General features: G+C 78.0%; 19 protein-coding genes. 11 read left to right on the forward strand and 8 right to left on the reverse strand.

The window, feature by feature from the left end:
• Positions 1-4: 4 nt before the first annotated feature.
• Both JOD57_RS03170 and JOD57_RS03175 read left to right on the forward strand, forming a co-directional pair.
• On the forward strand, positions 5-1,408 hold the full coding sequence (locus JOD57_RS03170; RefSeq protein WP_204690564.1) for a DUF58 domain-containing protein: 1,404 nt from the start codon (positions 5-7) through the stop codon (positions 1,406-1,408).
• Positions 1,405-3,861, forward strand: a complete 2,457-nt coding sequence (locus tag JOD57_RS03175; protein ID WP_307824421.1) for a transglutaminase TgpA family protein — start codon at positions 1,405-1,407, stop codon at positions 3,859-3,861. The genes JOD57_RS03170 and JOD57_RS03175 overlap by 4 nt, the downstream gene beginning before the upstream one ends.
• A gap of 367 nt (positions 3,862-4,228) precedes the next feature.
• Here the strand turns inward: JOD57_RS03175 and JOD57_RS03180 are convergent, their stop codons facing one another.
• Positions 4,229-4,630 carry an SCO2097 family morphological protein gene (locus JOD57_RS03180; protein ID WP_204690565.1) on the reverse strand — a complete coding sequence of 134 codons (402 nt, stop codon included), beginning with the start codon at positions 4,628-4,630 and terminating at the stop codon, positions 4,229-4,231.
• A gap of 123 nt (positions 4,631-4,753) precedes the next feature.
• The gene (dinB, locus tag JOD57_RS03185; RefSeq protein WP_307824422.1) at positions 4,754-5,980 is read right to left on the reverse strand and encodes a DNA polymerase IV; all 1,227 of its coding nucleotides are present in this window, start codon (positions 5,978-5,980) and stop codon (positions 4,754-4,756) included.
• 207 nt (positions 5,981-6,187) lie between these two features.
• Here dinB and JOD57_RS03190 point away from each other — a divergent pair, with 207 nt between their 5' ends.
• From JOD57_RS03190 to JOD57_RS03205, 4 genes are all read left to right on the forward strand, one after another.
• Positions 6,188-6,511: a hypothetical protein gene (locus tag JOD57_RS03190; protein WP_204695055.1), complete on the forward strand. Its 324-nt coding sequence runs from the start codon at positions 6,188-6,190 to the stop codon at positions 6,509-6,511.
• 17 nt (positions 6,512-6,528) lie between these two features.
• Positions 6,529-7,914, forward strand: a complete 1,386-nt coding sequence (locus JOD57_RS03195) for a cupin domain-containing protein (RefSeq protein ID WP_307824423.1) — start codon at positions 6,529-6,531, stop codon at positions 7,912-7,914.
• A 19-nt stretch (positions 7,915-7,933) separates the two neighbouring features.
• A complete protein-coding gene (locus tag JOD57_RS03200; RefSeq protein WP_307824424.1) occupies positions 7,934-8,902 on the forward strand; it encodes a ferredoxin family protein in 969 nt (322 codons plus the stop codon).
• 105 nt (positions 8,903-9,007) lie between these two features.
• Positions 9,008-9,922, forward strand: a complete 915-nt coding sequence (locus JOD57_RS03205; RefSeq protein ID WP_204690567.1) for an IS982 family transposase — start codon at positions 9,008-9,010, stop codon at positions 9,920-9,922.
• A 17-nt stretch (positions 9,923-9,939) separates the two neighbouring features.
• On the opposite strand, the gene JOD57_RS03210 is transcribed toward JOD57_RS03205, so the two are convergent.
• The 6 genes from JOD57_RS03210 to JOD57_RS03235 all read right to left on the reverse strand — a co-directional run bounded on the left by JOD57_RS03210 (position 9,940) and on the right by JOD57_RS03235 (position 17,373).
• The gene (locus JOD57_RS03210; protein WP_204690568.1) at positions 9,940-11,121 is read right to left on the reverse strand and encodes an alkaline phosphatase family protein; all 1,182 of its coding nucleotides are present in this window, start codon (positions 11,119-11,121) and stop codon (positions 9,940-9,942) included.
• Entirely contained in the window at positions 11,118-11,885 is a 768-nt protein-coding gene (locus JOD57_RS03215; protein ID WP_204690569.1) for a class I SAM-dependent methyltransferase, read from the reverse strand. The genes JOD57_RS03210 and JOD57_RS03215 overlap by 4 nt, the downstream gene beginning before the upstream one ends.
• Before the next feature lie 168 nt (positions 11,886-12,053).
• Positions 12,054-12,533, reverse strand: coding sequence for a VOC family protein (locus tag JOD57_RS03220; RefSeq protein WP_204690570.1), 480 nt, complete (start codon positions 12,531-12,533; stop codon positions 12,054-12,056).
• A 210-nt stretch (positions 12,534-12,743) separates the two neighbouring features.
• Complete coding sequence (locus tag JOD57_RS03225; RefSeq protein ID WP_204690571.1) at positions 12,744-16,571, reverse strand: DNA polymerase III subunit alpha; 3,828 nt, start codon at positions 16,569-16,571, stop codon at positions 12,744-12,746.
• Complete coding sequence (locus JOD57_RS03230; RefSeq protein ID WP_204690572.1) at positions 16,568-17,047, reverse strand: SAV_6107 family HEPN domain-containing protein; 480 nt, start codon at positions 17,045-17,047, stop codon at positions 16,568-16,570. The genes JOD57_RS03225 and JOD57_RS03230 overlap by 4 nt, the downstream gene beginning before the upstream one ends.
• Entirely contained in the window at positions 17,047-17,373 is a 327-nt protein-coding gene (locus tag JOD57_RS03235) for a DUF6504 family protein (RefSeq protein WP_204690573.1), read from the reverse strand. Before JOD57_RS03235 ends, JOD57_RS03230 begins: the two co-directional genes overlap by 1 nt.
• Before the next feature lie 229 nt (positions 17,374-17,602).
• On the opposite strand from JOD57_RS03235, the gene JOD57_RS03240 reads away from it, so the two are divergent.
• Genes JOD57_RS03240 through JOD57_RS03260 form a run of 5 tightly spaced genes read left to right on the forward strand, consistent with a single transcriptional unit; the run spans position 17,603 to position 22,320 of the window.
• Complete coding sequence (locus JOD57_RS03240; RefSeq protein ID WP_204690574.1) at positions 17,603-18,139, forward strand: YbaK/EbsC family protein; 537 nt, start codon at positions 17,603-17,605, stop codon at positions 18,137-18,139.
• A 14-nt stretch (positions 18,140-18,153) separates the two neighbouring features.
• Positions 18,154-18,726, forward strand: coding sequence for a GNAT family N-acetyltransferase (locus JOD57_RS03245; RefSeq protein WP_204690575.1), 573 nt, complete (start codon positions 18,154-18,156; stop codon positions 18,724-18,726).
• A gap of 5 nt (positions 18,727-18,731) precedes the next feature.
• Complete coding sequence (locus JOD57_RS03250) at positions 18,732-20,384, forward strand: phytoene desaturase family protein (protein ID WP_204690576.1); 1,653 nt, start codon at positions 18,732-18,734, stop codon at positions 20,382-20,384.
• A complete protein-coding gene (locus JOD57_RS03255) occupies positions 20,381-21,208 on the forward strand; it encodes a carotenoid biosynthesis protein (protein WP_204690577.1) in 828 nt (275 codons plus the stop codon). Before JOD57_RS03250 ends, JOD57_RS03255 begins: the two co-directional genes overlap by 4 nt.
• Positions 21,205-22,320 carry a glycosyltransferase family 2 protein gene (locus JOD57_RS03260; protein WP_204690578.1) on the forward strand — a complete coding sequence of 372 codons (1,116 nt, stop codon included), beginning with the start codon at positions 21,205-21,207 and terminating at the stop codon, positions 22,318-22,320. Before JOD57_RS03255 ends, JOD57_RS03260 begins: the two co-directional genes overlap by 4 nt.
• The last annotated feature ends 25 nt before the right edge of the window (positions 22,321-22,345 follow it).

Below are 22,345 nucleotides of genomic sequence, written 5' to 3' on the forward strand. Positions count from 1 at the left end.
CGCCGTGACCGGCCCGCTGCGGACCGCGCTCACGTCGCTCACCCTGCGCGGCCGCTGCCTGGTCGCCGCGGGGCTCACCCTCCTCGGGCTCGGCGCGCTGCTCGGTGAGCGGCCCCTGGCCCAGCTCGCCGTCTTCGTGCTGGCCCTGCCGCTGCTGTCGGCCCTGGCCGTGGCCCGGCAGCGGGTCCGCGTCGCCGCCCGCCGCACCGTGTCGCCCACGCGGGTGCCGCGCGGGGAGGACGCCGAGGTGCGGCTCGAGCTCACCAACGCCGAGCGGCGCACCGGTCGGCTGTGGCTGCTGACCGAGCAGCTGCCCCCCGAGCTCGGGCCCTCGCCCCGCTTCGTCGTCGAGCGGCTGGCCGGCGGCGACACCACCGCGCTGCGCTACCGCGTGCACGGGAGCCGCCGCGGCCGCTTCCGGCTCGGTCCGCTGCGGCTGCGGCTGGTCGACCCCTTCGGGCTGGTCCAGCGCACCACCAGCGGCACCGATGACGCCCCGCTGCTCGTGGTGCCGCGGGTGCGGCAGCTGGGGCCGGGCGGCCCGGCCGGTGGGCAGGGCGGCGGCGGCGAGGGCGCCCGCCGGTCGATCGCGGTGCACGGCGAGGACGACGTGAGCACCCGCGCGTATCGGCACGGCGACGACCTGCGCAAGGTGCACTGGCGGGCGACCGCGCGGACCGGGGAGCTCATGGTGCGGATGGAGGAGCGGCCGTGGCGGGCCCAGGCGGCGCTGCTGCTGGACACCCGGGTCCGCGCCCACCTGCTCAGCCGCGCGACCGCGCCCGGTGCGGCCGCCGGGACCGCCGTCCCCGGTCCGCCCGGCGACCCGTCGCCGCCGCCGGACAGCTTCGAGTGGCTGGTGGAGGCCGCGGCGAGCATCGGCACGCACCTGGCCCGTCGCGGGGCGGTGGTGCACGTGGTCACCGAGGCCGGCGAGCTCGGCCCCTCCGACGGGCACGGCGGCCGGGGCCGCGGCGGTCTGGGTCCCGGCGAACTGCTCGACCGGATGGCCGCGCTGGTGCCCTCCCGTGGGGCGCGCCTGACCCCGGCGGCGCACCTGCTCGCCCGGGTGGCCGGCGACGGCCCGGTGGTGGCGCTGCTGGGCGCCGTCAGCCCCGAGGACCTCCCAGAGCTGGTCGCCGCCCGCTCGGGGCCGGCCTCCGACGTCGCCGTCCTGCTCGACGTGGGCAGCTGGGCGGAGGCCGGCCGTGGCCGGCGGGCGCTGTCGGGAGCGGCCCGCGCCTCGCTGACCGCCCAGCTCGAGGAGTCCGCGGCACTGCTGCGCGGCGCCGGCTGGCAGGTCGTGGTCGCCTCGGCCGGCCGCACGGTGGAGGCGGTGTGGGCCGAGCTGGGCCACACGCACGGAGCGGGGACGCGCGCAGCGAGCGGCCTGGGGGTGCCGGCGTGACGACGTTCGCCCCGCCCCCGGTGCGCACCGGCGCGCCCGCCCGGGCCGCCGTACCGCCGCCGGCCGACCCCCGCCCGCCCGGCACGCTGCGCCGCGAGGGCGGCACGACGCTGGCCGCCGCGGTGGCCACCGCCCTGGGCGCCTGCTCGCTCGCGCCGGTCTTCGTCCGCCCGGCCTGGGTGCTGCCGGCGCTGTCCGCCGTCGCCGTCGTCGCCGCCGGCGGGCTGCTGCTGCGCGCGGCCGGCACGGCGCTGTGGGACTGGGCCTCCGGCGGCCGGGCGGTCCCGGCCCGGCTCGCCGCCGCCGGCGTCCCGCTGGTGCCCCTCGGCCAGCTGCTGCTGCTCACCTGCCTGATGACCGCCCAGTTCGCCCCGGACGCGGCCGTCGGCGGCTGGCTGCCCACCCCGAGCTCGCTCGACGCCCTCGCCGGGGTGCTGCTCGACGGCTCGGCCGAGATCCGCGAGCAGTCGACGCCGGCCCTGCCGCTCACCGGGCTGCTCGCGCTCACCGTCCTGCTGGTGGGCCTGGTCGCGGTGACCGTCGACCTGGTCGCCGTGGGCGGGCGGCAGCCGGCGCTGGCCGGGCTGGGTCTGCTGGTCCTGTTCTGCGTCCCGGTCAGCACGGTCACCGGCAGCGTCGGGCTGCTGGCCCTCGCCGCGCCGGCGGCCGGGCTGGCGCTGCTGCTGTGGGCCGACCAGTCCCGCCGGCTGGCCGCCCGCGGGGGCACCGGGACCGGGCGCGGCGCGGGGACACCGGCCGCCGTCGGCACCGCCGCCCTGGCGCTGGCGACGGGGCTGGTGGTCGGCAGCCTGGTCCCGACGCTGCCGGAGGGCCGGCTGGCCGCCGGCTTCGGCCCGGGCGGGGGCGGCGGCGGGTCCACCGGCACCGCGCTCGACCCGGCCGCGGCGCTGCAGGGCCAGCTGACCCTGCCCGAGCCGGTCGACCTGCTGCGCCTGGACAGCTCGGTGCTCGACCCGGGCTACCTGCGGGTGGTGACCCTCGACGTCTACGACGCCGAGGAGGGCTGGACGGTGGGCAACCTGAACGGCGAGGCGTCGGTGGCCCAGGGCGAGGAGCTCGCACCGCTGCCGGGCCGCCGCGAGGGCCGCCGGGTCGAGGCGACGATCACCGCCGTCGGCCACGACGACCGGTTCCTGCCGGTGCCCACCTCTCCCCTGTCGGTGGCCATCGACGACCCCGAGGCGTGGCGGTTCGACCCGGACACCGGCACGGTGTTCGGCCGCGACGCCACCACCGCCGGCCGCAGTTACCGGGTGACGGCCGTGGAGCCGCAGCCCAGCGAGGAGGAGCTGCGCGCGGCCGGGCCGGTCCTCCCCCGGACGCCGATCGCCGAGCGCGACACCGCCCTGCCGGTCCTGGACCCCGGCGTCACGGACCTGGTGGCCGCGCTGACCGCCGGCGCGGCCACGCCGTACGACGCGGTGCGCGCCATCCACGACCACTTCGACCGGGAGAACGGCTTCGTCTACAGCCTCTCCACCGCCCCGGGCACCGGCGACGACGACCTCGCCGACTTCCTGCGCCTCAAGCAGGGGTACTGCGAGCAGTACGCCGGTGCCATGGCCGCGATGGTCCGCGCCGCGGGCATCCCCGCCCGGGTGGCGCTGGGCTACACGCCCGGCCGGGTCCAGCCCGGTGGCGGGCGGCTGGTCACCAGCGACGACGCGCACGCCTGGGTCGAGGTCTACTTCGACGACCTGGGCTGGATCCCGTTCGACCCCACGCCGATCGACACCGAGCGCGCCGTCGAGCTGCCGTGGGCGCCGCGGCCGGCCGACCAGGAGATCCTCGAGCGCCCGACCGACGTGCCGACCGTGCCGACCCCGGCGCCGATCGCACCGGCTCCGCAGGTGGACCGGGCGGCCGGTGGCGTGCCGCAGGGGCAGTCCGCGGCGGAGGGGACGTCGGCGGCGCGCCCGGTGCTCGTGGGCGCCGGGGTGCTGCTCGGGCTGGGGGTGCTGCTGGCCGCCCCGGCCGCCGCCCGCGCGCTGCAGCGGCGTCGCCGGCTGGCCGACGGCGGCCCGGCCGCGGTGTGGGACGAGCTGGCGGCGACCGCCCGCGACCTCGGCCTGCCCTGGGACCCCGCGCACACCCCCCGGCAGCAGGCGGCGGTGCTGGTGCGAGCGGTGGACGGCGCGGTCCCCCGCGGGCAGGGCGGCGGCGCGCACCGCGCCGGCGCGACCGGTGCGGCCGACGCGATCGAGCGCCTGGCCCGCGCGGAGGAGTCGGCCAGCTACGGCCGCCCCGGCGGGACCGGGGACCCGGCGCTGCGGTCGACGCTGGCCACGGCGCTGCCCACGGCCCGGCGGGGGCTGGCCGCGGCGGTCGCGCCGCGGGCCCGGCTGCGGGCCCTGCTGTGGCCGGCCTCGCTGGGCGACGCCGTCTCCGCCGCGGTGACCGCCCGGGTCCCGCGCCGCCGCCGGACCGCCTGACGGCGATGTGCCGATGGGTTGCGGCCGTGGCCTCCGACGCCGGCGGTGGCGTGCGCCGAGGGCTCGTCCTGCAGACCGACATGCGCCGTAGGCGCACATTGCTGCAGGTCACCCCTCCTACCGGGGTCAGCCGACCGGCACCAGCGCCCGCCAGCGTGCGAGCCCGGGGCCGCACCGGCGCCGTGTGCACCCGTCGCGGTCGCGGCGCCCGTCCGGCCGCGCTGCGTGCACGCCCCGCGGCCCGGGCCCGGGAGGGGCCGATGCCCCCGGTGGGCGCACACCCGTCGCCGCCCCGCCCGGGCCACCCCGGGAACGCCGACGGCCGCCGTCCCGGTGGGGACGGCGGCCGTCGGCGACGGGTGTGCGGCTACTGGTCGTAGCGGCGGCGGAAGCGCTCCTCGAGCCGGTTCTTCAGCGGCTGGCGGCGGGGCTTGCCACCCCGGCCGCGGGCCGCGGTGCTGCCACCGCGCGGGCCGGCCGGGCCGGGCTCGACGGCGCCGGTGGCGGAGCGGTAGTTCAGGACGCCGAGCGCGGCACCGCCGAACATCACCAGGAAGCCGAGGACCCCCAGCGGGACGGACGGGGCGACCGCGCCGCCGACGAGGACGGCCAGGCCCACCAGCACCAGCAGCGCGCCGAGTTGCAACTTCCGCCGGGCCTTGAGCCTGCGGTCACCCGTGCGGACGGAGGAGGCGAACTTGGGATCGTCGTCGACGAGGGCGCGCTCGATCTGCTCCAGTAGTCGCTGCTCGTGCTCGGAGAGCGGCACCGAGACCTCCAGGTGGGCGGAGCCAATACCGCCGGTCTCTACCCGGCGGTGACATCGAGGATACGAGCCGATTGCAGGGTGCGAAAGGCGAGTGCGCCGCGACCCGCCGGGAGGCCCTCGTGATCACCCTCGCGGGGGGGCGTCGCGCACCCGGCGGTCGCCGTCGCGGTGCAGGAGGGTGGCCGGGCGGACGGCGCCGGCACCGAACCGGCGGGCCGCCCGGTCGGCGGCGAGCTCGGCGTCGCGGCGGCCGTGCTCGCGGGCGCCGAGCTCGAGCTGGCGGGGTGCCGACCCCGCCTCCACCAGGCGCTCGGCGCGCACGCCGACGAGCCGGATCCGCGCCCGGTCCAGGCCGAGTGCGTCGAAGAGGGCACGGGCGGTCTCGTACAGCTCCTGCCCGACGTCGGTGGGGACGCCGAGGGTGCGGCTGCGGGTGATCGTGGTGAAGTCGGCGAAGCGGACCTTGATGCTCACCGTGCGGGCCAGCCAGCCGCCCGCACGCAGCCGGCCCGCCGTCCGCTCGGCCAGCCGCAGCAGCTCCCGGTGGATCACGGCGGGGTCGTCGACGTCGGTGCCGAAGGTCTCCTCGTGCCCGGCCGACCGCTCCGGCTCGTCGGGCACCACCCGGCGGGGGTCGCGGCCCCAGGCCAGCTCGTGCAGGTGGCTGCCCGCGGCGAGCCCCACCGCGCGCTGCAGCGTGCGGGCCGGGACGTGCGCGAGGTCGCCGACGGTGCGCAGCCCCAGCCGCAGCAGCACCTCCTCGGTCCTGGCGCCCACGCCCCACAGCGCGCCGACCGGCAGCGGGTGCAGGAAGTCGATGACCTCGGCCGGGCGGACGACGAGCATCCCGTCGGGCTTGGCGCGGGTGGAGGCGAGCTTGGCGACGAACTTGGTGCCGGCCACCCCGACCGAGCAGGTGATGCCCTGCTCGTCGTAGACCCGGGCGCGCAGGTACTCGCCGATCTGCGCGGCATCGCCCAGCCGCCGGCCGGCCCCGGCGACGTCGAGGAACGCCTCGTCCAGCGACAGCGGCTCGACCAGCGGGGTCACCGACCGGAACAGCGCCATGACCGACCGGGAGACCTCGGCGTAGAGCGCCATGTCCCCCGGCAGCACGGTCGCGGTCGGGCACAGCCGCAGCGCCCGGGCCGTGGGCATCGCGGCGTGCACGCCGTACGCCCGGGCCTCGTACGTGGCCGAGGTGACCACCCCGCGGTTGCCGGCGCCGCCGACGACGACCGGGGTGCCGGCCAGCTCGGGGCGCCGCCGCACCTCCACGCTGGCGAAGAAGGCGTCCATGTCGACGTGCAGCACGCTGCACCCCTCCGCCCGCCCCCGCGACGGCGTCACGCCCACCCCTCTCCTCGAACACGTGTTCGGACCGACCGGAGGAGGGTAGCGGCCCGCGCGGGCACCCGGCGCGTCGTCGGGGCGGGTGCCGGGGCGTGTCCCGAAACGGCTGGTCGGGGCATGTGTGGCGCAGCGCCGATCGAGGTAGGTGGGACACGACCGACCGCCGTCCGGCGGACGGTCCCCATCCGGATCCGGAGGAGCTCGATGGCGCTCGACGACGACGACATGACCAGCGTGGAGGGTCCGGCCGACAGCGGCGCGGGCGAGGGCACACCGGGCCACCAGGACGGCGGCGCGGACGGCGGTGCCGACGGCGGCGCGGGTCACGGCCCGGCCGACGGCGGTGCCGCGGGCGGCGGCTCGGACGGTGGGGCCGACGGTGGGGCGGACGGCGGCGCCGACGGCGGGGCCGACGGCGGTGCCGACGGCGGCGCGGGTCACGGCCCGGCCGACGGCGGTGCGGCCGGTGGCGGCTCGGACGGCGGCGCCGACGGTGGTGCCGACGGCGGCGCGGACGGTTCGGCCTGAGCCAGGGCCCGACCGCCGTGGGGCCGGGCGGGGGTGACCTCCGCCCGGCCCTGCGCCGGTGCACGCACCTCGACCCCGAGGTCTTCGCCGCGGAGCACTGGTCGCGCCGCCCGCTGCTGGCCCGCGCCGAGGACACCGGGGAGTCCTTCTCCGACCTGCTCACCCTGGCCGACGTCGACGAGCTGCTGTCGCGCCGCGGGCTGCGGACCCCGTTCATCCGCATCGCCAAGGACGGCGCCGTCGTCGACCCGAAGCGGTTCACCACCGCCGGTGGCGCCGGCGCCGAGATCGCCGACCAGGTCTCCTCCGACGCCGTGCTGCGGCTGTTCGCCGACGGCAGCACCGTCGTCCTGCAGGGCCTGCACCGGCTCTGGCCGCCGCTGATCGAGTTCGCCGACGCCCTGGCCGCGGATCTGGGACACCCCACGCAGGTCAACGCCTACGTCACGCCGCCGTCCTCGCGCGGGTTCAGCCCGCACTACGACGTCCACGACGTGTTCGTGCTGCAGGTGGCCGGCGAGAAGCACTGGCGCATCCACGAGCCGGTGCTGCCCGACCCGCTGCGCACCCAGCCGTGGAACGACCGCGCGGCCGCGGTGGCCGCCGCCGCGGAGCGCGAGCCGGTCGTCGACGCCGTCCTGCGCCCCGGTGACGCCCTCTACCTCCCCCGCGGCTACCTGCACTCGGCGGTGGCGCTGGGGCAGACCAGCGCGCACCTGACCGTCGGCGTCCACCCGGTCACCCGGTGGGCGGCCGCGGAGCAGGCGCTGGACCTGGTGCGGGTGCTGGCCGCCGACGACCGGGAGCTGCGGCGCTCGCTGCCGGTGGGCCTGGACCTCGCCGACCCCGCGGCCCTGCGCGACGACGTGGCGACCGTGGTCGGCGCCCTCCGGGAGTGGCTCGACCGGGTCGACCCCGACCAGGTGGCCGACCGGCTGCGCGAGCGGACCTGGGGGCAGGTGCGCCCCGAGCCGGTCGCCCCGCTGGCCCAGGCGACCGCGGCCGCCGCGCTCACCCCCGACACCGTGCTGCGGCTGCGCCGCCGGCTGCGCTGCACCCTCCGGGAGGCCGAGGGCCACCGGGTGGTCCTGCTCGGCGGCCGCCGCCGGCACGAGTTCCCCGCCTCGGCCCGGCCCGCGCTGGCCGAGCTGCTGGCCGCCGGGGAGCTCGAGGTGGCCGACCTGCCGGGGCTCGACCCCGACGACCGGCTCACCCTCGCCCGGCGGCTGGTCACCGAGTCGGTCGCGGTGGTGGCCGACGCCGCCCTCCCCGGCGGGCACGGCGGCGTCGACGGCGTCCCCGCGACCGCGCCGGCGCCGGGCCCGTCCGGTCCCGGCGCCCCGGTGCCGGGCGCCGGCGGGGACGATGGGGAGCGTGCCGACGCCCTCGGGACCGGGTCGTGAGCCCGCCGCCCTGCCTCGGGTGAGCACCGCACCGGCCGAACGGTCCGGCGGTGCGGTGCCGCCCGCCGCCCGGGTGGGCCGGCTGGACGCGACCCGCTGCTCGGTCACGGCCCTGACGCGGGGCGACTCCCCCGAGGCGACGGCCGGGCCGGCGCAGCGCTGGCTGCTGGTCGAGCAGCCGGGGCCGTGGGGCCGCGACGCGCTGGCCCAGTCCCGCTTCGACCCCGGTGTGGCCGCCGGCCTGGCCTCCCGGGCGCGGGCGGAGGGCGTGCGGGTGCTGCTGGTCCGCCGTCCCGGCGACCGGCTGGCCGACTCCGGCCGCCGCTGGGCCTACGCCGACGGCCGCCCCGGCCACGAGGGGCTGTGGTGGTCGGTGCGCGGCGAGGACGCCGACCTGCTCGACGCCCCGTGGGACGGGTCGGTCGGCGAGCGGGCGCACGGCCCCGCCTACCTGGTGTGCACGCACGGCCAGCACGACGCCTGCTGCGCGCTCCGCGGCCGGCCGCTGGCCCGCGCGCTGCCCGCGCCGGGCCCGGCCGACGTCTGGGAGTGCAGCCACCTGGGCGGCTGCCGGTTCGCCGGCAACGTGCTCGTCCTGCCGCACGGCTTCGCCTACGGGCAGGTCCCCGGCGACGGCACCGACCTGGTCGCCGCGCACTCCCGCGGGCAGGTGGCCCTGCCGTGGCTGCGCGGGCGGGCCGGCCTGCCCATGCCGGCGCAGGCGGCGCAGGGAGCCGCCCGCGAGGACCTGGGGCTGCTCGGCGTCGACGACCTGCCGCTGCGCTCCTCGCACCGGCTGCCCGGCTCGGACGCCGAGGAGACCGCCGGCGTGGAGCGGTTCGAGGTGGTGCTGGCCGGCCCGGACGGCGACGTGGTCGTCCGGGTGGAGAGCCGGCCCTCCGACGAGGCGGCGCAGCTGACCTGCCGGGCGCTGCACCCGGCGCACTCCCGGGTGTGGACGGCGCTGTCGGTGTCGCCGGCCGGCTAGATGACTGATTCCAAGGGGTCCGAGTTCGGCGAGCCTTGATGAGCTGATGGGCGAGGGTGCCCAGGCTCGGCGTTGCTGACCCAACGTCGAACCTCGGAGGTCCTCGTGGACGCCGATCTGGACACCCTCGCCACGGCACTCTATGTACGCACCGACGATCTGCTGAAGGCCTCGCCCGGTCGTGCCCCGGCTCGTCCGGCGGTCGGGATCGCACCGCGGATCACCGACGCCGAATTGGTCACCCTGGCGGTGATGCAGGCGCTGCTGGGGCGCACCAGCGAGGCTCGCTGGCTGCGGTTCGCCCACGCCCAGCTGCGGCACCTGTTTCCGTATCTGCCCCAGCAGCCGGGCTACAACAAGCGGCTGCGCGCCCTGGCCGACACGCTGCGCTGGCTGATCGCGGTGCTGGCCCGGGACACGCATCTGTGGTCTGACGACGTGTGGGTGGTCGACTCCACCCCGGTGGAGTGCGCCCGCTCCCGCGAGGCCGCGCACCGCTCGGCGCTGGCCGGCTGGGCCGAGTACGGCTACTGCGCCAGCCACTCCCGCTACTTCTGGGGACTACGGCTGCATCTGCTCTGCACGCTGCACGGACTACCGGTCGGCTTCGCGCTCTCCGGCGCCAAGGCCGACGAGCGCGAGGTGCTGCTGGGCATCCTCGACGCCGACCCCGCGCTGACTGCCAGCCGAGCCGGACAGACGGTGATCGCCGACCGGCACTACTACGGCCGCCAGTTCGAAGCCACGCTGCACGGCCACGGCATCGCGCTGCTGCGCCCCGCCCGCACCGGCGAGCCCAAACGGCCCGGAGCCCGCCTGTTCAAGCCGCTGCGGCAGGTGATCGAGTCGATCAACGACACCTTCAAAGGCCAGCTCGACCTCGAACACCACGGCGGGCACACCCCGCTCGGGGTCTGGGTCCGCGTCCTGCAACGCGTCCTGGCCCTCACCGTCGTCATCTGGCACAACGACCACATCGGCGCACCGACCCCACGATCACTGATCGCCTACGACCACTGACCCTTGGAATCAGTCATCTAGTGCAGCGCCGACCCGCGGGCGAGCAGCAGCGGGATCGCCAGCTCCGCGTCGGTGAGCGAGCCGTGGTAGCCGACCAGCCGGCTCGGGCCGGGCTCGGAGACGCCGGCGGTCATGGCCCACGGGCCGCGGGCCAGGGCGACGACGTCGCCGATGCGGGCGGCCAGGCCGTCGTCGACGGCGCCGAAGACGCCGCTGGCCACCGCCTCCTCGCGGCTGGTGACCCACGCGCGGTCGCCGAGCACGCCGCGCCAGGCGTCGAGGACGTCGTCGGCGGCGCCGGGGACGGCGTGCACGTAGCGCGCCCGCGGCTCACCGGCCAGCAGCGCGACGCCGTCGAGCAGCTCGGGCTCCTCGTCGAGGTCGACGCGGGTGTACGGGGGGACGTCGAGCATGCCGTGGTCGGCGGTGACCAGCAGGGCGGCGTCGCCGGGCAGGCCGGCGACCACCTGCTCGACGAGCCGGTCGGCCAGCGCCAGCTGCAGCCGCCAGCTCTCGGAGTCGACGCCGCGGACGTGCCCGGTCAGGTCGAGCTCGGGGGTGTAGCCGTAGACCAGGCCCGTGGGGGCCGCCGCCAGGGACTGCAGGACGAGGGCGGCGAGGTCGCCGGCGCCGACGGTGCCGGAGTAGCCGGCGCCGCGGTAGGCCGCCGTGCTCAGGCCCGAGCCCCGGTAGGCGTAGGGCGCGACGGCGGTGACCGGCACGCCGGCGACCGCGAGCTGCTCGAAGACCGTCGGCCGGGACTGCCACAGCGCGGGGTCGGGGTCGTCGGCCCACTGCACGTGGTTGAGGGTGCGGTCCTCGCCCGGGACGGCGGTGACGAAGCCGAGCACGCCGTGCCCGCCCGGCGGGACGCCGGTGCCCAGGGTGGTGAGGCTGACCGGGGTGGTGCTCGGGCAGGGGGCGGCGAGGTCGCCGACGGGGGTGGCGAGGCCGGCCAGCACCGGGGCGTGCGCGGCGTGCGCGCGCAGCAGGTGGGCGCCGAGCCCGTCGACGAGCAGGACGGCGACCCGGCGGGCGCCGGACAGGGCCGCGGTGAGGCCGAGCGGGTCGGGCGGCAGGTCCCCGCGGTCGACGGGGGCGCCGAGGGCGGCGGCCACCCCGGGCAGGACGTCGGCGAGGGTGGCGGTGCCGTAGGCGGGGCGGGTGAGGCCGGGCGGCAGCGAGCCCGCGGCGGTCACGGCCGGGTGGCCAGGACGTGCAGGCCGGTGGCGACGTCGCGGTAGGGCGAGGTGCCGGCCAGCGCGAGCTCGAGGCGGCGCACGGCCTCGGGGTCGGCGCCGGAGGCGGCGTCGAGCAGGTCGCTCACGACGGCGACGCCGCGCCACTCCCCCGGCCGCAGCCCGGCCGCGGTGACGAGGGCGAGCAGGTCGTCGGGACCGAAGCGGCGGCGGGCCGGGCGGGTGCGGCCGGGCGCGGGGTCGCGGTCCTCGAGCAGGGCCAGCGCCTCCTTGGGGTGGCCGCCGAGCGCGCGGGCGAGGACGGCGCCGGCGCGGTTGACGGTCGCGACGCTCACCTGGCCGCCGGGGCGCAGCGCGCGGGTGATCTCGCCGAGGGTGGTCGAGGGGTCGTCGACGACCTCGAGCACCGAGTGGCACAGCGCGAGGTCGTAGCCGCCGCCGTCGTCCGTCCCCGGCACGCCGCTGCCGAGGGGGAGCTCGTGCAGCAGGTCGCCGTCGCCCTGCAGGCCCCGCACGCGGTCGCCGACGCCGGCGGTCTGGGCGCGCCGCTGGAGGGTGGCCAGGGCGTCGGCGCTGGGGTCGACGACGGTGACCTCGTGGCCGAGGCGGGCCAGCGGGACGGCGAACACGCCGCTGCCGCCGCCGACGTCGAGCACCCGCAGCGGCGTCCCCGCGCCGACGACCGCGTCGAGCGCGACCCAGACCGCGGCGGTGCGGACGGGCAGCTGCTCGCCGGAGGACGGAGCGGGGGCAGTCGGCGGCACCCGTCGGAGCCTAGTGGCGGGCGGCCGGGCCCACCGGGCACACGCCCGGCCCGCTGCAGGGCCCCGCCGCGAGCGAGCGAGCGGTGAGGGTGGTGAGGTGCTGGAGCGGCCCCGCTGCAGGGCCCCGCCGCGAGCGGAGCGAGTGGTGGGGGGCAGCGGGGTCCTTCGTCAGGCGGGGACGCGGTCGGCGGCCTCCCGGATGGTGGCGACGTCGATCCGGCGCATCCGCAGCATCGCCTCGGTGGCCCGCTGGGCGCGACCCGGGTCGGGGTCGCCGAGCAGCGAGAACATCTCGACGGGGACGACCTGCCAGGAGACGCCGAAGCGGTCCTTGAGCCAGCCGCACTGCCCCTCCTCGCCGCCGTCGGTGAGCCGGGACCAGTAGTGGTCGACCTCGTCCTGGTCGGCGCAGTGGATCTGGAAGGAGATCGCCTCGGTGAAGGGGAACTGCGGGCCGCCGTTGAGGCCGACGTAGGCCTGGCCGTCGAGGGTGAAGCCGACCGTCATGGCGCTGCCCTCGGGCGCCGGCATGTCGGGGCCGTAGCGGGCGACCTGGTCGATCGAGGAGTTCGGGAAGATCGACGTGTAGAACTCCGCGGCCTCCTCGGCGCGGCCGTCGAACCACAGGCACGGGATCTGCTTCGGCATGGCGGGTCCTCCTCGTGGGGGGCCGGGCGGATGCCGGCGTCGAGGAGTAGACCGCGTCGTGCCGCCGCAGTCATCGGTGTGCGACCAGGCGATGTGCAGCTGTGGCGTGTCCGGCGGCGGGAGTGCGCCACGGGCGCACACCACCGCGGTGACCCCTGCGGGGTCCCGGGCCGAGCGTGCGAGGCGCCGGGGGCGGGGCGGTCCTCGTGCTCAGTGGCCCGGGCTGCCGGGGCTGGAGTGCCACAGCTTCCGCGGTGCCGACGCGTCCCGCGCCGTCGTCCCCTGCTGCGCGGCGGCCCGCCGGATCGCGGTCGCGGCGTCGTCGCCGGCGGGTTTGATGTCGGCGTAGGGCGACATGCGGAAGCCGGTCGGGTGCACGAGCACCGGTCTGACCACCACCGGCCGGGACCCGTGCGAGGCCGCCGCCCCGGTGATGGCCTGCTCGGTGTACTCCCCCGGCGCGGCCATGTGCTCGGCCACCGCCGCCGGCCCACCGGTCTCCCACGCCTCGTGCAGCGCCGGCAGCTCCCACGCCCCGGTCGCCCGGATCGACACCCCGCGCGGGCCGGTGCGCCGCAGCACCCCGCGGACGACCAGCAGCCAGGAGTGGAACACCGTCGCGGCGTAGGGTCCCTGCACGTCCTCGAAGAAGGTCGAGTCGGTGCAGCCGGTGCCGTCGTCGAGGGTCACGAAGACCACCCGGCGCCCCGACCGGATCGGCGGGGTCTGGGTGGCCACCTTGACCCCGGCGACCAGCACCTCGGCGCCGCTGCGGCTGCCGAGCAGCTCACCGGCCGGCACCGCGCCCACCGCGGCGAGGAAGGGCCGGTAGAAGTCGACGACGTGCCGGCTGGCGTCCAGCCCGAGCACCTCCAGCTCGGCCCGCACCAGCTCGGCGTCGGTGAACTCGGGCAGCCCGGACCCCGCGCTCCAGGACAGCGCCGTCCCGGCCGGGCCGCCGTCACCGTCACCGTCGGGCTCCCCGGGCAGCTCGACACCGAGCAGGTCGAGGCTGAGCTGCCCCACCGAGCCGGCCCTCGCCCCGCTGCGGCTCCACCGGTCGAGCTCGCTGATCTGCAGCAGCAGGTCGCGGCGGGTCACCGACCCGCGGGCGCGGGTGGGCCGGCCGGCCTCGCGGTCGCGCACCCCGAAGCCGTACAGGGAGTCGAAGCCGCCGGCCAGCACCAGCCGCTCGACCACCGGGCGGGACACCGACGCCCGCGTCCAGAAGTCGGGGAGCGACCGGTACGGCTGCCCGGCGACGATCCGCTCGACCTCCTCCTCGGAGATGCCCTTGACGTCGGCGAGGGCGAGCCGGATCCCGTAGGCCGACGGGTCGCGTATCGCCGGCGGCATCCACTCCGGTGGGCGCCAGTCCTCCCGCCGGTCGGGCCCGGCCAGCCGCTCCACCCGGTAGACCCCCGCCGAGGCGTTGACGTCGAGCCCCAGCACCCGGACGCCGAAGTTGCGGGCGTCGTCGAGGATCAGCCGCTTCGGGTACATGCCCGGGTCGTGGGTGAGCACCCCGGCGAGGAAGGCGGCGGGGTGGTGGGTCTTCAGCCACGCCGACTGGTAGGTGGGCAGCGCGAACGCCGCCGCGTGGGCCTTGCAGAAGCCGAAGGAGCCGAAGGCGACGAGCACCTCCCACACCTGCTCGACCACCTCGACCGGATAGCGCGACAGCGCCACGGGCATGAACCAGGCCCGCACCTCCGGGTGCAGCTCCCTGTCGCCCAGCGCGCGGCGCACCTCGTCGGCCTGGGCCAGGTCGCAGCCGGTCATCTGCGCCACGATCTGCAGCACCTGCTCGTGGAAGACCACGACGCCGGCGGTCTCCCGCAGGTACGGCGCGAGGTCGGGGTGCGGGTAGACCGGCTCCCGCCAGCCGTTCCGGGCCAGGAGGAACGGCGTCACCATGTCGCTCTTCACCGGGCCGGGCCGGAACAGCGAGATGTCGATGACGATGTCCTCGAACGTCTCGGGCCCGAACTTGCCGACCAGCTCGCGCTGCCCCGGCGACTCGATCTGGAACATGCCGAGGGTCCGGGTGCTGCGGATCAGCTCGAAGGTGGTCGGGTCGTCGCGCGGGATCGCGTCGATGTCGACGGTCTCGCCGTCGACCCGGGCCACCTCGTCGAGGGCGTGCGCGATCGCCGACTGCATGCGGATGCCCAGCAGGTCGAGCTTGAGCAGCCCGAGCTCCTCGACGTCGTCCTTGTCGAACTGGCTCATCGGGTAGCCGAGGTAGCTGCTCTCCACCGGCGTGCGGTCGAGCAGCGTCGCGTCCGACAGCAGCACGCCGCACGGGTGCAGCGCGATGTGCCGGGGCAGGCCGTCGAGCCGGGCGACGAGGTCGAAGAGCAGGTCGAGGTCGCCGGTGCCGCCGCCGCGGCGCGAGCCGAGCCGGCTGGCCCGCAGCTCCGGCAGGTCGCGCAGCGCGGCGTGCACCTGGTTGGCCCGGATGTGCGGGAAGGCCTTGGCGACGGCGTCGACCTCGGCCGGCGGCAGCCCGAGCGCGGCGCCGACGTCGCGGATGGCGTGCCGGACCCGGTAGGTGTCCATCATCGAGATGCAGCTGACCCGGTGGGCGCCGAAGCGGTCGATGACCGCGTCGTAGACCTCCATCCGCCGGGCGGACTCCACGTCGATGTCGACGTCGGGCAGCTGGTGGCGCAGCGGGGAGAGAAACCGCTCCATCAGCAGGCCGTAGCGGATCGGGTCGACGTCGGAGATGCCGAGCAGGTAGGTGACCAGGCTGCCCGCGCCCGACCCCCGGGCCGCGGCGCGGACCCGCAGGCCCCTGATGAGGTCGACCACGTCGGCGACGGTGAGGAAGTAGGACGGGTAGCCGAGGGCGTCGATGACGGCGAGCTCGTCGTCCAGCCGCCGGGTGACCTCGCCGGTGGGCGCCACCCCCCGCCGGCCCAGCCCCGCCTCGCAGCGGGCGCGCAGCACCTGGGACGGGCTCGTCCCCCGCTCGCCGGGCGCGGTGACGACGTCGAGCTCGGGATAGCGGACCGACCCCACGCCGAGGTCGCCGGCGACGTCGACGGCGCACTGCTCGGCCAGCCGGGCGGTGCGCTCGAGCAGCCGCAGCGCCGCGTCGCGGTCCGGGCCGGCGAGGTCCTCGGCGACCTCGGCCATCTCCTTGCCCGACTTCAGGTACCCCTCCGCGGTGCGCCGGTCGACGTGCCGGGAGTCGAGGGCGACCAGCCGCCGGGAGGCGTCGAGGACGTCGGCGGTCGGCGCGTCGAGGGCGTCGACGTACCGGACGGCGTTGGTGAGCACCACCGGCACGCCCTCCTCGGCGGCGAAGCGCATCAGCCGCTGCGCGCGGGAGCGGTCGCCCCGGCCGCGGTGGTGCACCAGCTCGACCACCAGCGAGCCGGGACCGAACACCGAGCGCCAGGCCGACAGCCGGGCGGAGGCGACGTCGGCCCGCCCAGCGGCCAGCGCCCGGCCCACCGGCGAGTCCGGCCCCAGCACGGCGACCAGGCCCGGGGTGTGCTCGGCGGCCATCGCCAGCGAGGCGACCGGCTCCCCGCGGGTGCCGCGCAGGTGCGTGGCGCTGGTCAGCCGGCACAGCGAGCGCCAGCCGGCGCCGTCGCGGGCGAGGAAGGTGACCCGCGGCAGCCGCGGGTCCACGCCGGCCCCACCGCGCACCGGGCTGCGCCGGGCAGGGGTCGCCCGCCCCGCGTCACCCCGTCCGCCCGCGCCCTGCTCACCTGCGCGCTGGCGCGCCGCCCTGCGCGCGGACAGCTCGTCGTCGTCGCCCAGCACCTGCGCCCGGGCCGGCGGCACGGCGGTGTCCACCGCGGGGACGACCGCGAGGTCGACTCCGAACAACGGCCGCAGCCCCGCCGACCGGCAGGCGAGCGCGAACTTCACCGCACCGTAGAGGCCGTCCCGGTCGGTCAGCGCCAGCGCCGTCATGCCGTGCTCGGCGGCGCGCGCCACCAGGTCGGCGGGGTGGTTGGCCCCGTACCGCAGGGAGTACCCGGAGGCGACGTGCAGGTGGACGAAGGGGTCGCCGGTCACCGCCCGCGGACGGGACGGTGGGCGGTGCCGCCGACCACCCGCGGACGCGGAGCCGGCTCGGGGGTGCGGCCGAGCAGGTCCTCGACCACGGCGAGGAAGGAGCCGACGTCGCGGACCAGGTCGTCGGCCTCGCGCTCGGTGACCGCGCGGGACAGCCCGGCCTCGGCCGCGGCGCGCTTGGCGGCACCGGCGGCGAAGAAGGTGGCCCACTCCCCCAGCTCCGGGGCGACCTGCTCGAGCAGCACCCAGGCGCTGCGCGGCCGGCGGCGGCCGCTCTCCGGCCGGGTGCGGGCGGCGAGCACCGCCGCGGCCGCCCGGAGCGCACCCAGGTGGGCGGTGGCGTAGCGCTCCCGCGCGTCGGTGGCGCGGGCGGCCTCGCCCAGCGCCCGGGTGGCCTGGTCGAGCAGCTGGGCCGCGGCCGCCGGCAGCGGCGGGGGCAGGGGCAGCTGGTCGGCCATGGCGTGCGCGGCGCCCATCAGTCGTGCACCCGCACGAGCGACCACCGGTTGTCGGCGGCGTCCCAGCACAGGTCGTAGACCCCGGCGAAACTCATCCGCGAGCGCCCGGCCCGCACCGCCTCGACCCGGAACACCTCGCGGGGGGCGACCAGGTCGGCCGAGGCGCCGCCGGGGGTGTCGGCGGGCCGCTGCCACCAGGGCGCGGTCTCCACCCACGAGTCGAGCAGCTCACCGACGACGTAGCGCCACTGCCCGCGCCAGAACTGCGCGGGACCGAGCGGACCCCGCTCGACCCGCACCTCCTCGCCGACCCGCTCGCCGACCTCACCCAGCACCCGGCTCATGCCCGACTCCCCACCCCGTGCTCCTGATCGGCCGGCCTCCGCCCGGGCGGGGAAGGTCCCGGGAGCGGTGGCCGGCCGTTCGAACGCCTGTTCGAACAGGTCGAGTACACCCGACCCCGCCGATCGCGTCAAGCCGGACCCGCCCGGGAGGAGGACCACCCGCTCCCTCCCCCTCCGTGCGCGCCGGACGGTACGGCGAGGCACCGACAGCGGTGGCAGGATCGACCCCATGAGCCGCCCCACCCACCCCCGGGTGGCCGCGTTCGCCGACCTCCTCGCCGGGGCCGGCGCCGTCGGGCGGGTCCACGAGCTCCCGTCCGGCGCGCACACCGCCGCCGAGGCCGCCGCCGCGCTCGGCGTCCCGGTCGGGGCGATCGCCAACAGCCTGGTCTTCGACGTCGGCGGCGCGCCGCTGCTGGTGCTCACCAGCGGCGCGCACCGGGTCGACGTCGGGAAGGTCGCCGCGCTGCTGGGCGTCCTCCGCGTCGACCGCGCCTCGGCCGACTTCGTCCGCGCGCACACCGGCCAGCCCATCGGCGGGGTGGCCCCCCTCGGCCACCCCGCGCCCATCGGCACGCTGGTCGACGTCGAGCTGGCCCGCCACGAGCGCGTCTGGGCCGCGGCCGGGCACCCGTCCGCGGTCTTCCCCACCAGCTACGACGAGCTGCTGCGGCTGACCGCCGGTACCGCCGCGGAGGTCGGCGACGGGCCGGCGCGGACCGCGAGCACCACGACCACCCCGGACCCCGCGGCGGTGGGTCCGTGAGCGAGGAGGGAACCGTGACCGGCACGACACCCGCGACGCGGGTGACCGAGCTCCCCGTCGGGTGGTTGCGCGACCACATGCACGAGGCGCTGTCCATCTACGGCGAGGCGATGGGCTACGACGCCTCGGTGGTGGCCGGCCGCTACGGCTACGCCGTCCAGCACACCGAGCGCCCCGGGTTCCGGGCCGTCGGCGCCTTCGCCGCCACCCCCGACGGCGAGCAGCTGGTCGGGTTCGGCTACGGCTACCTCATCGCCCCCGGCCAGTGGTGGCACGACCAGGTGCGCGCCGCGCTGGACCGGCGCACCGCCAAGCGCTGGCTGCCCGGCGCCTTCGAGGTGTGCGAGCTGCACGTGCACCCCCAGGCGCAGAGCCGCGGCCTGGGCCGCCGGCTGCTGCACGCGCTGGTCGAGGGCGTCCCCGCCCCGGCGGCGCTGCTGTCCACGCCCGACGCCGACACCAAGGCCTTCCGGCTGTACCACGCCGACGGGTTCGTCGACCTCGCCCGCGGCCACCACTTCCCCGGCGACGCCCGCCCGTTCGCCATCCTCGGCGCCCGGCTCCCGCTGCGCGCGAGCGCGTCCTGACCGGCGTGCCGGAGCCCGACCGCGGCGTCGACGCCGTCGTCGTCGGCGCGGGCCACAACGGGCTGGTCGCCGCCTGCTACCTCGCCCGCGCGGGGCTCTCGGTCGAGGTGGTCGAGCGCGACGAGGTGCTCGGCGGCGCGGTGTCGACCGTCGAGCGCTGGCCCGGCGTCCGCGTGGACCGCGGCTCCAGCGCCCACGTCATCGTCCGGCACAGCGGCGTCGTCGAGGAGCTCGACCTCGCCGTCCACGGGCTGCGCTACCTCGACTGCGACCCGTGGGGGTTCGCCCCCGCGCCGGTCCCCGGCGACCCCGGCCCGGACGGCCGGCCGCTGGTCCTCTCCGTCGACCTCGACGCCACCTGCGCCTCGATCGCCGCCGCCTGCGGCGAGGACGACGCCGCCGCCTACCGCCGCTTCGTCGGCGTGTGGGGCCCCCGCAGCCGCGCCGTCGTCGACTCCTTCGGCCGCCGGCCCACCCCGCTGGGCCTGGTCCGCGCGTTCTGGCCGCTCGGCGCGCCCACCGGCGACGCCCCGCGCACGCCCGGCGGCGACCTCGCCGTCGACTTCCTCGGCTCCGGCGACGCGCTGCTCGACCGCTGGTTCACCAGCGAGCGGCTCAAGGCGGCGCTGGCCTGGTTCGGCGCGCAGTCCGGCCCGCCGATGTCCGAGCCGGGCACCGCGGCGATGGTCGCCTGGGTGGCGCTGCTGCACGACGTCCCGCCGGGCCACCCGGTGGGCGGCTCGGGCGGTCTGACGGCGGCGCTGCGCGCCCGGCTGGAGTCCGACGGCGGCCGGGTGACCCTCGGCGACGGCGCCGCGCGGTTGCTCGTCGACGGCGGCCGGGTGACCGGCGTGGAGACGACGTCGGGACGGCGGGTGCACGCCCCGGTGGTCGTGGCCGCCTGCCACGTGCTGGCCACCCGCGACCTCGCCGGCGAGCACGCCCCGGCGGCGCTGGCCGACGCCGCGCCGCCGGTCGGCAACGGGTTCGGGCTGGTGCTGCGGGCGCTCACCGACGCGCTGCCCGCCTATCCCGGCGTCGACCCGGCGGTCTCCGCGCAGGGGCTGCAGCTGCTGTGCACCGACCGGGCGCAGCTGGCCGCCGCGCACGGCGACTGGCTGGCCGGCCGGCTGCCGCGCGAGCCGGTGCCGCTGGCGATGTCCTTCTCCGCGAGCGACGACACCCTCGCCCCGCCCGGGCAGCACGTGGTCACCGTCTGGGGGCAGTGGTACCCCTACGCCCTCGCCGACGGCGGGGACTGGGACGCCCTCGCCGAGACCGAGGCGCAGCGGCTGGTCGCGGCGGTCGACCGGTTCGCGCCCGGCTTCGCCGGCTCGGTGCGGCAGCTCTACGTGCAGACCCCGCTGCTGCTGGAGCGGGAGCTGTCGCTGCTGCGCGGCAACGTCATGCACGTGGAGATGGGCCTGGCCAGCATGTTCGCGTTCCGGCCGACGCCGGCGCTGTCGGGCTACCGCGTCCCCGGCCTGGGCGGGCTGTACCTGGCCGGCGCCTCCACCCACCCCGGCGGCGGGGTCTCGGGCAACTCCGGCCGGACGGCGGCGCGCGTGGTGCTGGCCGACCGCGGCCGGCTCCCCCGCGCCCGGGCCCGCGTGCAGGGCACGGTCGGGCGGCTGGTGCGCACGGCCCGCGCCCGGTGAGCGCCGCGACGGCGCACCTCCGGCGGGCCGGCGCCCCGGCGTGGGCCCGGCTCCCGCTCGCGCTGGCCGTGCTGCTCGTCCTCGCCGCGATCGCCTACCCCCTCACCGACGGCGCCGCCCGCGACGCGGTGTCCTGGACGATCGTGCTGGTGGGCTCGGCGGTCTCGGTGACCTCCGCGGCGGCCGCGCACGGCGCCCGCACCGCGGCCGCGGTCCTCGGGCTGGTCGTCGTCGCCGCGGTGGCCTTCGAGGCGGTGGGGACGGCCACCGGCGTCCCCTACGGCCCCTACACCTACAGCGACGCGCTCGGCCCCACGCTGCTGCGCGTCCCGTTCCTCGTGCCGCTGGCCTGGCTGATGATGGCGTGGCCGAGCCGGGTCCTGGCCGTGGTGCTCACCCGCCGGGTCCGGCCCGGCCGGCAGCGGGCCGCGCGGGTCGTCGTGGCCGCCGCGGTGTTCGCCGGCTGGGACGTCGTCCTCGACCCGCAGCTGGTGCAGGCCGGCTACTGGACCTGGGCGCAGCCGCAGCCGGGCCTGCCGGGCATCGACACCGTGCCGCTGACCAACCTCGGCGGCTGGCTGCTGGCCGGCCTGGTGCTCATGTCGCTGCTCGACCTCGCCGTCGCGCGCACCGCGCTGCCCGGCGGTCCGCGCGCCGGCTCCGGGGCCGCCGTGGCCGCCCCGCTGCTGGTGATCGCGTGGATGGTGCCCGGCGGTGCGCTGGCGCACGCGCTGTGGCTGGACCTGCCCGGCTCGGCGGCCTGGGGTGCGGCCCTGTCGGTACCGGTGCTGGTCACGCTGGCCGTGCAGGCCCGCCGTCCGTGAGCGGTCCGGCGCCGCGGGTCCTGCTCCGGGGTCTGACCGGGCTGGCCGTCGCCGGCGCCGCGCACGCCGCGGTCAACGCCCGACTGCTGCGCCGTCCCCCGGCCGACCCGCCGGAGGTGACCCGGCCGGTCACCGTCGTCGTCCCGGTGCGCGACGAGGAGGCGCAGGTCGGCGGCTGCCTGGCCGCGGTCCTGGCCTCGCGCGGCGTGCCGCGCCTGCGGGTGGTCGTCGTCGACGACGGCTCCACCGACGGCACCGCCGACGTCGTCGGCTCGGTCGAGGACCCGCGGGTGCGGCTGGTGACCGCCCCTCCCCCGCCGGCGGGCTGGCTGGGCAAGCCGCACGCCTGCTGGGTGGGCGCGCGGACGATGACCGAGGACGGCGTCCTGGTCTTCGTCGACGCCGACGTCCGCCTGACCCCCGACGCCGTGGCCGCGGCGGTGTGGCTGCTCGACGCGCACGGCCTCGACCTGGTCTCGCCGTGGCCGCGTCCGGTGGCCGGCACCCTCGCCGAGCGGCTGGTGCAGCCGCTGTCGCCGTGGCTGTGGATGACGACGCTGCCGCTGCGGGCCGCCGAGCGCTCGCCGCGGCCGTCGCTGACCGCGGCCAACGGCCAGTTCCTCGCGCTGACCCGCCGCGGGTACCTGCGCGCCCGCGGGCACGCGGCGGTGCGCGACGAGGTGGTCGAGGACGTCGCCCTGGCCCGCGCGGTGAAGCGGTCGGGCGGCCGGGCGGTCCCGGCCGCCGGCGCCGCGCTGGCCGAGTGCCGGATGTACGACGGCTGGGCGGCGATGCGCGCGGGCTACGGCAAGTCGCTGTGGGCCTCGGTCGGCGGCTCCCCGGCCGCCGGCGTGGCCGCGGCCGCGGTGCTGACCGCCGTCGGGGTGGTGCCGGCCCTGGCCGCGCTGCGCGGCTCCCGGGCCGGGCTGGCCGGCTACCTGGCCGGAGTGGCCGGGCGGGCGGTGAGCGCGGCGGCGACCGGTGGGCGGGTCTGGCCCGACGCGCTGGCCCACCCGCTGTCGCTGCTGGCCCTCGACGTGCTGCTGGCCGGGTCGGTGGCCGGGCACCGGCGGGGCACGCTGACCTGGCGGGGCCGCGTCCTCGGCGGGTGAGCCGTGCGCGGCCGGGCGAGGATGG

It is taken from the genome of Geodermatophilus bullaregiensis, from assembly GCF_016907675.1.
Classification (GTDB): domain Bacteria; phylum Actinomycetota; class Actinomycetes; order Mycobacteriales; family Geodermatophilaceae; genus Geodermatophilus; species Geodermatophilus bullaregiensis.